The 15,018-nt window shown below is 32.3% G+C and carries 10 protein-coding genes; 3 read left to right on the top strand and 7 right to left on the bottom strand.

Features of this window, described 5'->3' with window-relative positions; translation table 11 throughout:
• The first annotated feature begins 291 nt into the window (after positions 1–291).
• Both DK508_RS06400 and DK508_RS06395 read left to right on the top strand, forming a co-directional pair.
• Complete coding sequence (locus tag DK508_RS06400; RefSeq protein WP_109299912.1) at positions 292–1,005, top strand: hypothetical protein; 714 nt, start codon at positions 292–294, stop codon at positions 1,003–1,005.
• Between the two features lie 64 nt (positions 1,006–1,069).
• Positions 1,070–2,176, top strand: coding sequence for an AraC family transcriptional regulator (locus DK508_RS06395; protein WP_109299911.1), 1,107 nt, complete (start codon positions 1,070–1,072; stop codon positions 2,174–2,176).
• Between the two features lie 80 nt (positions 2,177–2,256).
• Here the strand turns inward: DK508_RS06395 and DK508_RS06390 are convergent, their stop codons facing one another.
• The 6 genes from DK508_RS06390 to DK508_RS06365 all read right to left on the bottom strand — a co-directional run bounded on the left by DK508_RS06390 (position 2,257) and on the right by DK508_RS06365 (position 11,401).
• Positions 2,257–4,047 carry a DUF885 family protein gene (locus DK508_RS06390; RefSeq protein WP_109299910.1) on the bottom strand — a complete coding sequence of 597 codons (1,791 nt, stop codon included), beginning with the start codon at positions 4,045–4,047 and terminating at the stop codon, positions 2,257–2,259.
• Positions 4,048–4,181: 134 nt separating this feature from the next.
• A complete protein-coding gene (locus tag DK508_RS06385) occupies positions 4,182–4,598 on the bottom strand; it encodes a hypothetical protein (RefSeq protein WP_109299909.1) in 417 nt (138 codons plus the stop codon).
• Between the two features lie 9 nt (positions 4,599–4,607).
• Positions 4,608–5,573: a hypothetical protein gene (locus tag DK508_RS06380; protein WP_160114580.1), complete on the bottom strand. Its 966-nt coding sequence runs from the start codon at positions 5,571–5,573 to the stop codon at positions 4,608–4,610.
• Positions 5,574–5,717: 144 nt separating this feature from the next.
• The gene (locus DK508_RS21520; RefSeq protein ID WP_160114579.1) at positions 5,718–6,530 is read right to left on the bottom strand and encodes a M23 family metallopeptidase; all 813 of its coding nucleotides are present in this window, start codon (positions 6,528–6,530) and stop codon (positions 5,718–5,720) included.
• A gap of 82 nt (positions 6,531–6,612) precedes the next feature.
• Positions 6,613–8,355: a TonB-dependent receptor gene (locus DK508_RS06370; protein WP_109299906.1), complete on the bottom strand. Its 1,743-nt coding sequence runs from the start codon at positions 8,353–8,355 to the stop codon at positions 6,613–6,615.
• Positions 8,356–8,383: 28 nt separating this feature from the next.
• A complete protein-coding gene (locus DK508_RS06365) occupies positions 8,384–11,401 on the bottom strand; it encodes a tetratricopeptide repeat protein (protein ID WP_109299905.1) in 3,018 nt (1,005 codons plus the stop codon).
• A 334-nt stretch (positions 11,402–11,735) separates the two neighbouring features.
• Here DK508_RS06365 and DK508_RS06360 point away from each other — a divergent pair, with 334 nt between their 5' ends.
• Positions 11,736–12,419 carry a cell division ATP-binding protein FtsE gene (locus DK508_RS06360; RefSeq protein WP_109299904.1) on the top strand — a complete coding sequence of 228 codons (684 nt, stop codon included), beginning with the start codon at positions 11,736–11,738 and terminating at the stop codon, positions 12,417–12,419.
• Positions 12,420–13,151: 732 nt separating this feature from the next.
• Here DK508_RS06360 and typA read toward each other — a convergent pair.
• Entirely contained in the window at positions 13,152–14,951 is a 1,800-nt protein-coding gene (gene typA / locus DK508_RS06355; RefSeq protein WP_109299903.1) for a translational GTPase TypA, read from the bottom strand.
• Between the last annotated feature and the right edge of the window lie 67 nt (positions 14,952–15,018).

Genomic DNA, 15,018 nt, shown 5'->3' with positions numbered 1-15,018 from the left:
GAATTAGGATCCATATTTTAAGTTTATAAAAAAACAGATCAAGATTTGATTTTTTTTCACAGGAACCATTTCAAAAACAAAAAACTCTTGAGGATACAAAAGCTTTTCTTATAGAAATTACAGATTTAATTTATTACGGAAAACTCCGCTAACTTTTTTAACTATACGTATAGCATATTCGAACGCATACGGTATTTATCCTTTCAAAGCCTTATTTCTCTTCTATATTCAAAAAGGAGCTAATACATTTGACTCTGTTTAAAAATCATTAATTAAAAATTACCGAGACTTATGAAACTTTTAAAAAATCTAGTTTTATTATTTTGTTTAAGTACAATCTTTTTTCAATCGCAAGTACATGCACAAGCACAATCCTCTATTAAATCATATTCTTTTAAAAAAGGACAAGTATTTGATATTCTCTTATTGACAAATAAACCTAACACAAAAGAAAATTTACAGGATTATTTTAAAAAAGTGTTTCCTGTCGCTACCGAAATGGGTTACAATAACCATCCCGGATTTGGTATTAAAGGAGCGGTAACACAAGGAAATTATCAACCCCAAGCCATGGTTTTCGGGCATTGGAATGACTTTAATGGTAGAAAAAAATTTCTGCAAAAAATCGAACAAACAATGCCCGATTTTCATTCTAAGAGAAGAGATATTTGGTCTACTTTTAATTTAACCTACTATGAGCTAAAACAAGATCTTTCTTTTGACCTCGATATTAATAAATATAATGTTGTTACCGCGTATTGGAAAAACGATAATTTATCATTTCAAAAATTTAAGAAAGAATGGAATACAAAAGCTCAAAACGCAGGAGGGGTTATAAAACTAAAATTAAAGGATGGAAATTCTCCTATGGGATACTATTACAACCCGGATTACTTTGTGATTACAGAATGGAAAGATAAGGGAGCATTTGACACGTTTTATCAAGAAAACATGAAAATGAATCATAATTCGGTAAAACATGTAAATCAATTCGCAATTAAGTAATTATTTTAGATATTTATATAGCAGGTTGTTCTTAATAAAACAGCAACCTACATAATTTACACCTATGCAATCTATAATCAATCAACTTGTATATTTTGGTTTTTTTCAAAGTGTATTTTTATTATTTATATATCTTTTTTCTTCTAAGAATAGAAAAAAAATTAATGGATATGTTGCTTTTTTAATATTGATATTAATGATTGGTTTATTAGGCCGGGTATTATATATATCAGATATTTTTGGTAAGAATTTTCGGCTAATTTCCTTTTCTGAGTTTGCCACATTGTTATTTGGGTCTACTATTTATTTGTTTACTAAATCAGCATTATTAGACAAGCGTTTTTCTTATAAGGATTTATTACACTATATCCCTGGTTTCTTTTATGTGATTTTTGTGATATTTCTATTTATGTTGCCCTCTGACAAAATCATTGGAGAGCGTATCAAAAGCGGCGAACTGTTTAGAACTATTACCATTTTTATAGGGATTGGGTTACTTTTTAATATCACTTATTGGGCGTTAAGTTGTCATCAATTTTTAGTGTTCAGAAAAAAATTACGTGATGAGTTAAGCTATACGATAAAAACTCAATTCTTCTTAAACTTTTTAATCGCAATAGGTATTTGTTTATTAAGTTGGGTAATCATATACTTCATTAGTATTTTCGGAATCAAAACTATAGAAAGAACCGCCAGAGAATTCATTTGGCTAAGTCTTGCATTAATTATTTTATTTATAGCATATTATGGAATGGTTTCTCCTGATATATTTAAAACGGTACCGTTAACAAAAAACAAAAAATATGCCCAATCAAAATTATCCAAAACAGATCTTGATATATTAAAGACAAAATTAGAACAGCTTATGGTAGAGAAAAAACCTTTCTTAAACCGAAAATTATTAAAAGCTGAGCTAGCCGAAATGCTTGGCGTTAGCAATCCAGAAATTGCACGTTTACTTAACGAAAACATTGGTATGAATTTTTTTGAATATGTTAATTATTATCGGATAAAAGAATTTGTAGCATTAGCAAAAACAGACAAAGCAAAACATCTTACCTTTTTTGGGATTGCTCAAGAAGCTGGATTCAATTCGAAAACTACTTTTAATAAAGCCTTTAAAAAATTGATGGGTACTTCTCCAAAAGAATATTTTGCCAATGAAACTTGATTAAAGGGTCATCAATTTTTAATAAAAAAGCGCTCAAATTATGATTTGAGCGCTTTTTAAAAATTTAATCTAAGTGTTTACTACTTATTTTGAGCAATCCACGTATTAATTTTATCTTCCAAAAGTGCTAAAGGCACACATCCAGTTTCTAATACCTGATTATGAAACTGACGTATATCAAACTTATCGCCCAATGCTTCTTCGGCCTTAGCTCTAAGTTCTCGTATCTTTAACTGACCAATTTTGTATGATAGTGCCTGTCCCGGATTTGCCATATATCTTTCAATTTCTGAAGTAATTCCTGCTTCAGATTCTGCTTCATTATCTAAAGAATATTTAATAGCTTGTTCTCTGGTCCAGCCTTTAGAGTGCAGTCCTGTATCTACTACCAAACGCACTGCTCGGTGCATCTCTGCTCCTAACATTCCAAAATACTGGTATGGATCAGTATACAATCCTAATTCTTTACCCAAAGATTCGCTATATAGTGCCCATCCTTCTCCATAACCACTATACCATAAGGTTTTTCTAAACTTTGGCAGTTCTTCGCTTTCTTGTGTTAATGAAATCTGATAATGATGCCCAGGAATGGCTTCGTGTAAAAACAATGACTCATCACTATAGGTGTTATATTGAGTTACATCTGGAATTGGTGTATAGAATATACCAGGTCTTGTTCCATCAAGTGATCCTGGATTATATTCTGCACTGGCAGATTTTTCTCTAAATGCTTCGGTACGACGCACCTCGAAAGGAGTTTTTGGTTTTACATCAAATAGTTTTTCTATTTGCGGTTTCATACGATCATGGATCGCGTTAAAATTATCTATAACCTGCTTAGGCTCTGTAAAAGGTATTAATTTTTTGTTGTTACGCACATGATCAAAAAACGACTTTAAATCCCCTTTAAATCCAACTCGTTCTTTTATTTTTTCCATTTCGGAAGAAATACGTGCTACTTCAGATAATCCTAATTTATGGATTTCGTCTGCAGTCATATTTGTAGTAGTATATAATTTGATCTGATATTTATAAAAATTTTCTCCATTAGGGATATCAGCGATACCAGAACTTGCTCTACCAGCATCTAGATATGCCGTACTCATAAACTGATGTAATGATTTATAAGTAGGTATGATCTTTTCTGATACCATTTTAGTATATGCTTCAGTAAGTTGTTTTTTCTCCTCATCAGAAAAGTTTTCAGGAAAGTTTTTTACTGGTGTATAAAACAAATGCTTATCTAGGTTTTCTACTGTTAAAGCTTCCAACTGCGGTAATACTTTTACAATCAAGGATTTTGGCAAAACATAACCAGATGCCATTCCTTCTTTCATTTTTGCCTCTGCAGATGTCATCCATTCTAGATAACCTTCTAATCTTTTTAACCAATTATTATAATCCTCAACAGTTTTGAACGGTTGGGCACTAGCCCCGCTAGCCAATTGTCCCGCCACTAGGTTAATAGACCACATTTGATCTATAGGAAAATAGTCTGATTTAAAATTAAACGCTTCCAAATTCATATCGCATTCCCAGTTAAGAATTGCTTTAGTCATTTTTTCACTCTCTGATAAAGAAGCATCATCAAATTGAGAAAGTTCTTCTTTATACCTATTATAATAATCTTTGGCTTTATTTACTGTTTCGTCTGCCAGCGGATTAGGAAATTGATCATTAAATCTATTATCTCCTGCAAAAGTTGCTTGAACAGGATTAAGTTGCAAACCTTCTTCATAGTAATTATCAAGCATTTCATTAAATTTTGCACTAATATCAACCTCAACTGCAGGTTCTTTAGTGCTTACTTCTTTTTTACATGCAGTAAAAGAGAGTACTAGGCAAGATGCTATGAGCATTTTTTTTATCATGATGTATGGCGTTTTTGTTTAAATATACCCTGTTATTTACAAAACTCATTTGAGTACAGGACAACTCTAAATATTATTTGAGCTATTGTCTTTATTTTTGTAACAAATCTAACAGATTAGAATCTTAAAACAAATTATTCATAATTGAAGTTCTTGTCTTCTAGATGAGAGAGCGAAGCCTTACTTAATTTTTCTTTCCTGCTTAATCTAGTTACAATTATTCGGATAGTGATTTTTGAGTACATCTTACCTATAAATTTACCTCCTATTGCCCCAACGAACACAAATAACAACACGTTAAAAACAATGTGATTAAAGGGAAAATTAGCTTTAAAAACTTCCCTGATTACAAAAAAAGTAATCACACTAATCATAGCTCCTATTTTCCCTTCAAAACATCCACATGTCCCTAAATTTCTTATTATTTTATTCGCATAGAATATATTTTCTCTTCCTGTTAAAAAAGGGAGTTTTAATCTAAAATCCATATTGGATTTATTAATAAATTTTCGAAGAGAATGAACCTCCATTATTACAATTTTATCTTTCATGACTATGCATTAAACAAATACACAATGTTTAGAGCTTCTAAACCATGCTCTTTGAAAAGCACTCATGGTATTATTTGCTCTTGCATTATTAGGAAACATAAGATTTTGAATGTTGTCACTATGTGTTAATGCGCATGCGTGACCAATTTCATGAGCAACAGTATCTGGTGTTGCACTGGTTAAGTTAGCAGCTTCTATAGTAACATAATTATGAGTAGATGAAAAACTACAACCTACAGTCGTTGGTGGTTGAACATCTCTAACCACAAATACCATTATTTCTGAAGCATATCCAACTACTCTATTAAATCCATTTTCGAAACCACAATCTGCACTTACAAATTCGAAATGCGCCCCTTGAACACCTAATAAATCTGCAAAAAAACCAGAGGAACCACAATCAATAGTTTGTGCTTCTGTGGGTGTGGATAGCTGTGGAGTACATGTACCAGTATATATTAATCGCACATTGCACTCTCTTAAAAATATTTGGCTGGCCAAGGTTATACTAGGCATTATGGCAGCTTCATTCGTTAGAGGAACTCCATTAGCATTTAGTATTACTCCTTTAACATATATCTTCTTCGGAATCATAACTCCAGCTAGAGATAATAGTAAATCTGGTATAGAAATTATTCTTAATACAATATCTGTTATCCAATTTAAAATAGCCCTTATTATTCCGCCTATTACCGGAATACTAAGAATTAAATTAACAATGGCAGCAACAACATCTAATACTATAGAAATTATAGTACACACTATTTCGGTTACAAGTTTAGTTACTGTTACAGTAACCCAAACTACAACCCTAACAAAAAAGGTCACCAAAAAGCAAAACCACTTATTACAGCATAAACACCACCAATTACATGGTTGTTCCCGACATCGTCTCTCGGTTCTTTCTATCCATTCTTCTAATGGCCTTTGCACATTTTCAGTTACCCAACGACTAATTTCTCTACATACTCTCATGCCTTAACTTTTTAGGTTTATATTATTAAGATTTGATAAAAGATCACATAGATCTTTTACCTTGCTCTTGTTAATATCAAAACCACAAAAAGGTTAACATGTTTATTTTGAATACAATACCTTAATGTAAATTTAATCTGTAATTTAATAATCTCTAGTGTACTGTACTTTTTCGGTAAGTGTAATAGGTTTTTTTCCTTTTTCGGTAAGAAATTTCGTCTTGAGCGTTACTCTTTCTTTTAACTTTTGAAAGAAAACAACGAAATGTAAATGAGGTCCTGTTGCCCAACCAACATCACCACTAGACCCAATAAGTTGACCTTTTTTGATAGTATCTCCTTCTTCTACTTTGGATCCATTTTTCTTGATGTGTGTGTACTCGGCAAAAGTACCATCACTATGGTATACTAATATAAAATTATTGAATTTGGCACATTCTGAAGTTGTACAACTTTTCTCAAAACTCTCTTCAACTTGAATAACTACTGCATCCCGTGCAGCATATATTCCTGTACCAACAGGCATCTTAAAATCTAAAGCGTATTCATTTTGATGAGAAATTGCACCATTATACCCTTGTGAAAGCCAAAAGGTGGCCCCTTTTTTAAACGGTAAGTGATATTCATAATCAGTGTCATATTTTTCTAAATTATGATTACCATGATTATAAGTAGATTCATAACCTAGTTTTATTCTCTTTTTACGATCTATTACCGTTAAATTTGAAATCATAAACTTTTTAGTACGAGCAGGAACAACAAAAACTTTATTATTTCCATTACTTGATTCAAGGTTTTCTAACCTAAAATTCATAAGAACAGATACTGGGCTATGTTCATCATTATCAGCGTGAATTACAAAACCGTTTTCTGTTTCTTCATGATACAGTTCAAAGTTTTTTTGAGAGAACATTTCAACAGAAACAAGTCCTAAAAGAAAAAGTATAACGATTTTCATAGATGTAATTTTCATTAAAATACAACAAAAATTATACCTGATACAATTTTTAACGATCTGGAAACACAAGAAGTGGTCGTTATTAATAATCAAACTTATAGGTCACCCCTCCTAAAATTTGAATATCCTGTACGGGGAAATTAACCCAACGCTCATAATTTTCTCCTGCCAGGTTATTTCCTTTAACAAAGAAAGATAGCTGATCGTTTAATCGATAACCTACGTTCACATTTGCATCGAAATAACTATCTAGTGTTATGGTAGGTACAGGAGAAGAAGGCAATGCTACTATTGCATTATTAATATCTTTACGTTCACCAACATAAAATAATTGTGCCCCCAAAAACCACTGTTTGTTAATTTGATAATCCAAAAGTACAGATGCTTTAAGCTCAGGCAAATTCCAAGCTTCTTGCTCATCTTCACTTTCATAATTAAAATACTCTGCTGTTGCTCCTAATTTAAATTTCTTATTAATCTCAAAATTAAGTTCTCCATATCCCGATATTGTAATTACATCATCATAACGATACGAAAATGAATTACCATTATCATATCCCTGTAATGGGATCACTGCTCGTGTATTATTAACGAATAGTGGTTTCTCATCTTCAGATAAATAACTACCTCTAAAATTATAACTCACTACATCTGATATCTTACCTTTTAGTCCAAAATAAGCATCATATAAAGCATTTGTAGGCTCTATAATCAAAGTAGGAGATACAAACGGGTTTTGTAAAACAGCATCTCTATACGTGTTTTGATGCAGTTCACCTTCGAGACCTCCGTAAGCAATTACATGATCATCTGCTAATCTATACGAAGCAGTAACTTTTGGGTATACAAAAAAATCATTATCAGTATTTTCTGTATCAATACTATAATATATAGCTGCTCCCAAATTTACCGTTAGGTTATCTCTAAGTATTACTAAACTTGGGTTAACTCCCAAATTAAGGATACCGTAGTTATTAGGAGTTTGCAATGCCTGATCAATATCTCGTTCAAAATTACCATTTAGATAATCTACGATAAAGTTGGTGGTGATTAAAGAATTTCCTACTTCAAACTCAAAAGTAGGTTTAGTAACTACATGATGTTCAATCGAACTTAAAGCATCCCCGAAGAATCTATATTTTAATGTGGCCCTTTTAAAATATAAATCATCAAATTGAAGTTTTCCTCCTAGTTTTGCTCCATAGTAATTTTGTTGTGGATCAATAGCGCTGATCTCTTCTGGGGTAAATCCAGGAGTTTCTGGTAGTCCATACCAATTATACAGTTGATGCTCTGCTCCTATCTCTATCCCATACGTATAATCTCTATTACGCGAGGTATAATTAAAATCTAATGAAGTATTATAAAACTTATCATCCAGTTGTACATCCTCTATTCCACCCTGAGAAGAATTATGGTGTAAATATACCCCGATATTATCGGATCGATTTATCTGAAAATTGCTATAAAACTCTGCTAATACTGATGTAAAATTTCCAAAACCTAAAGTCGCATAGTTATCATATATTTTTATAGGTTTTGGCCTATCTATATTGGCAGCACGTCCTTTGGCCGGAGTATAAGTCGATGCTACGGGAACAGAGAAAATACTATATCTAATTTGTTTTTTTTGTTGTGTTATAGAATCATTAAGTACAGGCGTGGATTTTACTTTAAATGCATCACTAATCGTAGGTGTATATGCTTTTACAATAACCACACGTTCTGTTTCAAGGGTTTCATTCTCTTTCTCTTGAGCTGTGATTCCCCAACTCACAATACTTAAGCAGACAAAAGGGATTATTTTCTTAAAATATCTAATCATAAGATACAAATCGTTTTAAAACTTGTTATTATTGTTCGGTTTGGATGGATGAATTAGTTTTTGCCTCTTCGGCTTTGATTTTTTTGAGTTCGGTTGTTGCCTCATATACTACATCTGGATAATCAGGAAAGTTTTTAATCACACTTTCTAAAATATATGTGGCTTGGTACGCATCTTTAAGTCCATAAAAGTTCTTAGCCATTAATACCAGCCCTTTAGAACCATACAATCGATATCCAGAGTAATCCTTTGCCAATTTTTGAATAATCGTATTAGATTCTTTATAATCGTTTTTTAGATTTTTAAAATAGGCATTATAATAAAGAGCTTCAGCAGCTAATTCTCCCGTAGCAATTTTCTGAACTTCGGCATAAGCATTTGCTGCTCGTGTGATATCATTAGTTTGTAAAGCAGCTCTGGCAGTAAATATTTTGGCATCGCTTTTTACATCATTCTGGATTTTGGGATTAGCCAAAACTTTATCTGCGTAATCAATTGTTTTTTGGTAATTAAGTAATTGATAATGTGATTTCATTAAATTAGATTGTGCAAAAACAATATTTTGAGGATAATCGGCATCACTTTCTAATCTTTCTAATACAGGAATAGCTTTTTCATAATTACGGTTCTCTAGATATACTTGAGATAATCTTGCCAATGCTTGCTCTGTAAATTCTGTTCTATCATTTTGAAGAACATATTCATAATGTGGTATAGTGCTATCCTTTTCTCCTTTTTTGAAATACAATTGTGCCAAATGAAAATGGCTTTTTAAAGCATGTAACCCATTCGGAAACTCATTTAAGTACTTCTCAAAACCACTAATAGCAGCATTATCATTATTTTCTAAAAACTGCTTTTCTGCAGCTTCAAAAGAAGTGTTATCCAAATCTGCATCACTAACATCTACAAAACTTAATCCTTTTACCCAAGATGCGTATTCATCTGTTCTTCCTAAATCAACATAAATCAATCTAGCTGTATTGACTGCTTGAACAGCCTCATCGGTCCCAGGGTAATCAGCGACCACTCTTTTAAACTTAGATAATGCTCTATTGCCTTGATCCGCATTATAAAACACCAATCCTTGTTTAAGTAACGCTTTTGGCACATAAGAACTTCTAGGAACATCTCTGATAAGGCGATCATACGCACCAATTCCTAGTTCTGTTTTATTTTCAGAGATATATACATCTCCAAGAGCGAACATTGCATCATCACGGTAAGTAGATCTTGGATATTTTTTAAGAAACATTTCAAGATCACTAATCTTTTGACCATGTTTATTTACAAAACCATAACTAATTGCCTTTTGGTAATGTGCATAATCGGCATCGGGGCCATTTTTTTGGATCGCTTTATTATATGCTTCCATAGCCGGCCAATATTTACTTGATATAAAATAACTATCACCCAAGCGCAAATACGTATCCGTTTGCCTTGTTTCGTCGATGTTACTCTTTTTTGAAAACTCTTCAAAATACTTCGCAGCTTGAGGATATTGTTTCAATTTAAAATACGTATATCCCAAATTATAATCAACATAACCATATTCGCTTATTGATGATCCCCCAGTACTGCCTAAAAATTCTTTAAAACCTATTAAAGCTTCATCAAAGTCATTAAGCAAATAATAGCTTTCTGCTCTCCAAAACATGGTTTTGGCTACAAAACTAGGATCTACTTGTTGTTGTAAAGATTTATCAAAATAAACAATAGCCTCATTATAATCATTTTCATTGTACAACTCTATCCCTCGATAAAAAGCTACTTTTTGATACACCTCTTTATCTGCATAATTTCTACTACCTTCTAGCAGATCCATGGCCTCTTTATAGTTCTTGGAAGTGATATAAGAACTAATCAATAACTCTTTAATTTCATCCTTATATTCTGTATTAGGATATTCATCTAAAAACCCCAATAACACCTTCGGTGCACTTTCATAAGAGTTCCCTATTTCGTAACTCAATTTGGCATAATTATACATGGCATCTTCTTTGATTTTCATTTCAAAATCCATTTCTGATGCATTCTTAAAGGCATTTAATGCTTGTTGTTTTTGATCTGTTTTAAGGTAAGACTCGGCTAGGTGATAATAGGCATTTTGAGCAGTGGCATTACGACCATCAACAATTTTATTAAATTCTGAAATTGCACTTTGGTACTCACCGTTTTTATAATACGCATATCCTAGATAATAATAATCTGTATTATTCCATTTTCCTTTTCGCCCTCTATACCCTTTTAAGTAAGGGATGGCTTTTTCATAATCGGCTAGATTAAAATAACTCTCTCCAATTATTTTATTTAATTCTGATTTTTCTGAAGGTTTTGATTTTGGCAATTGCACTAACCCTTCTTTAATTGCCTCTTCAAAATTTCCAGATTTAAAATTCATATCACTCTGGAAATACGACAAATTTTTATTGTATTGATCTAAATCTTTTACCTCATCAAAGAGCTTATCTGCCTCTTTATAATTATCACCTTCATAGGCTATAAAACCAAGGTAGTATTTTGCTTTAGCACCATATTCTGGAGAATCCTGTACTTTATTCAAATATTTCTTGGCTTCATTAAAGCGTTGGATTTTAAAATAAGCATAACCATTATTAAAGTTAAACTTTTCTTTTTGACTACGACTCAAATTTCCTTCATCAACTTTTTCATACCATTTACGGGCATAAGCATATTTTCCGTTATCAAAATAATATGTAGCTGCATCTAGGTATGCCGAGTTACGCTTTATACTCGTAGGGTATTTCACAACAAACTCCTCCAAAAGTTGATCTGCATCCTTTTGATTAAGCCATACAGCACAATTAGCGACATAGTAAGAGCAATTAGCATCAATGTTTTCATCATCTACCATATCTCGTACTTTATCAAAAAGATTTTGCGCGGCCAAAAACTGTTTATTATTGTACAATTCTAGAGCTTGATTATACAGTACTAGCTCATTAGTATATATTGCGGATTGCTGTGCAGACATTGTTCCATGCAGGCCAATGACAAAAAGCATCCAAGTGATGTATTTGTTCATTTAAATAAGTATTATAATCAAAAGGTAAATATCGTTTCCCGCGAATAAATTTAGTGTTAAAGATAGCCTAATCTTCATACTAATAACGAAAGTTTTTGGAGATAATTACACAAATACTAGAATTGTGAATTCTTTATGAATTATTGAAATCATTTTTGTATTCATAAATTTTATAAAAAACCACTTAGAAGTTAAGAAGTTACTGAAGCATTAAAATATTTATTTTAAAAATAGGTTATCAACGTATATTCGTTAAAAACTATTAGGATACTCAATTTTTTTAAACGAAAACTTTTTACTTTTACCATATCATAATAATTCAGAAATCCAAACTATGTCTAATACGGTATTGAGCCTTAAAGATGCATCGATCTATCAACGTGAAAGTTTAATTCTCTCAGATGTTAACGTAGAGGTCAATAAGGGTGACTTTGTATACCTTATAGGAAAAACCGGTACAGGAAAAAGTAGCTTTATGAAAACTCTGTATGGTGATCTTCCTTTATTAGAAGGTGAAGGCAGCATAGTTGATTTTGATTTACCAACACTACAAGAAAATCAAATACCTTTTTTACGAAGAAAATTAGGTATCGTATTTCAGGATTTTAAATTACTTAATGATAGAACCGTTAGGGGTAATCTTATGTTTGTTCTAAAAGCGACAGGATGGACTGATGAAAAGGCGATGGAAAGTAAAATTGATGACGTTCTAGATAAAGTAGGGATGAAAACTAAAGATTTTAAATATCCATATCAATTATCGGGAGGTGAGCAACAACGAATTGCTATTGCAAGGGCACTACTAAATGATCCTGAATTAATTTTGGCCGATGAGCCTACAGGAAACCTTGACCCACAAACATCAGTCGAGGTAATGGAAGTTTTGCAGGATATTAATAAAAATGGAAACACCATTCTTATGGCGACACACGATTATGCTTTATTACTTAAATATCCTTCGAAAACTCTAAAATGTGACGGTAATAAGGTCTTTGAAGTAGTACAACGAAAAGGGTAATTCTTTTCATGATATACCTCTTGATTTTAATCAATTCTAAAAAAATTAGCCAGGGTTTTGTCTTTTTCTAAGTTTACAAATCCGCAAAATAAATAGATTTTTTGTGTATTTTATCGATAAATACCTGTATTTTACCGAATATTTGTTGATTTTTACAAGTTTTCATACGTTATTTATTCTTACATTTGTACTATCGAATTAAAGAAATCATTTACGGCAATTCGCCCCAAAATAACGAAAAGCCCCAATGAATTACCCTAAAATATTGATTACCCCAAAATCATGAATTAGTGCCCTGAATTCATACCCCAAAAGTTACCCCAAAATATCGATAAAAATCCCAAGACCTACTCTTGGGATTTTTTATTAGTAACGGCCGTCATGATCATTTTTTATAATCTTAAAATTATTATAAAACTTATGCCAAAATTAAATTTTGGCCCGGTTACTGTATTGTAAGTGTAACAAGGATATATTTTATCCTTCCAAAAAGGTTTAACGGGGAATAAATTAAAAAAGATGGGTTATGAAATTATTTTATGGAATTATGATTGTAGATCTTAAAGCATTTGGAAGTTTTTTAAAACAATTACCGGGAGCTAGTAGATACGCAATGCGAAAGTAGTATCTAACATACTACATTAAAAATCAAGAAATATTTTCTTGGTTTATATAAAGATAAAACCCCGAGCGATGCTCGGGGTTTTATCTTTATATAGAAATTCAGTTTTCTTAAACTATCTTATTTCTTTTACGCTCTACCTCGGTCAAGAATACCTTTCTTAATCTAAGGTGATTAGGAGTTACCTCTACGTACTCATCTTTTTGAATATATTCTAAAGCTTCTTCTAAAGAAAATTTAATTGCCGGAACAATTTTAGCTTTATCATCTGCTCCCGAAGAACGCACGTTAGATAATTTTTTAGTTTTTGTAATATTTACAGTCATATCATCACCACGAGAATTCTCTCCGATCACTTGTCCTTCATAAATATCTTCTCCTGGATCTACAAAAAACTTACCTCTATCTTGTAGCTTATCAATAGAATAAGGAATTGCTGTTCCTTTTTCCATAGATACTAAAGAACCATTAATACGTCCCGGAATATCTCCTTTTAAAGGTTGGTACTCTTTAAATCGGTGCGCCATAATAGCTTCTCCCGCTGTAGCAGTTAGTAATTGGTTACGTAATCCAATAATTCCTCTCGAAGGGATCATAAATTCACATACCATACGATCACCTTTAGCTTCCATGCTTAACATTTCACCCTTACGCAACGTTACCATCTCAACTGCTTTTCCTGAAACAGTTTCAGGAAGATCTATCGTTAATTCTTCAATTGGTTCACATTTAACCCCATCAATCTCTTTAATAATTACCTGAGGTTGACCGATCTGAAGTTCATATCCTTCTCTTCTCATTGTTTCAATAAGAACAGATAAATGCAATACTCCTCTACCAAAAACCATAAACTTATCGGCACTATCTGTATCATTAACACGTAATGCTAGGTTTTTCTCAAGTTCTTTTGCTAATCTCTCTTTAATATGTCGAGATGTTACAAATTTTCCATCTTTACCAAAGAAAGGTGAATCATTAATAGTAAACAACATACTCATCGTAGGCTCATCTATAGCAATAGTCTTTAATCCTTCAGGGTTTTCTATATCGGCAACAGTATCTCCAATCTCAAATCCTTCAAGTCCTACTAATGCACAAATATCTCCGGCCTCAACCTTATCTACTTTCATTCTTCCCAGACCTTCAAAAGTATGAAGCTCTTTTATTCTTGATTTCTTCACAGATCCATCACGTTTCACCAATGATACTTGCATACCTTCTGTTAAGGTACCTCTTTGTAAACGTCCTATAGCAATACGTCCTGTAAATGATGAGAAATCTAATGATGTAATTAACATCTGCGGAGTACCTTCTTCAATTTTTGGAGATGGTATATGCTCAATAACCATATCCAAAAGAGGTTCGATATTATCTGTTTCTTTTTGCCAATCTTCGCTCATCCAATTATTCTTGGCAGAACCATATACTGTAGGAAAATCTAACTGCCATTCTTCTGCTCCAAGTTCGAACATAAGATCAAAAACCTTTTCATGAACTTCATCAGGCGTACAATTTTCTTTATCAACCTTATTTACAACCACACAAGGCTTCAATCCAAGATCGATTGCCTTTTGTAATACAAAACGAGTTTGTGGCATAGGTCCCTCAAAAGCATCAACCAAAAGCAAAACACCATCGGCCATATTTAATACTCGCTCCACTTCTCCACCAAAATCGGCGTGACCAGGAGTATCGATAATATTAATTTTGGTTCCTTTATATACTACAGAAACGTTCTTTGACGTAATTGTAATTCCTCTTTCACGTTCTAGATCATTATTATCCAAAATTAGATCACCCGTATTTTCATTTTCACGAAATAATTGACAATGATACATAATCTTGTCTACCAGGGTAGTTTTACCATGGTCAACGTGAGCAATTATTGCAATATTCTTTATAGCTGTCATAAACGCCTCATTTTTAAGGCTGCAAAGGTACGAGTTATTTCGACAGGTTGTACATGAAAACTTAATT

The sequence above is a fragment of the Aquimarina sp. AU474 genome, from assembly GCF_900312815.1.
Lineage (GTDB): Bacteria > Bacteroidota > Bacteroidia > Flavobacteriales > Flavobacteriaceae > Aquimarina.
The sequence above is the reverse complement of the archived record's forward strand: the minus strand, read 5'-3'. Positions and strand labels throughout refer to the sequence as shown.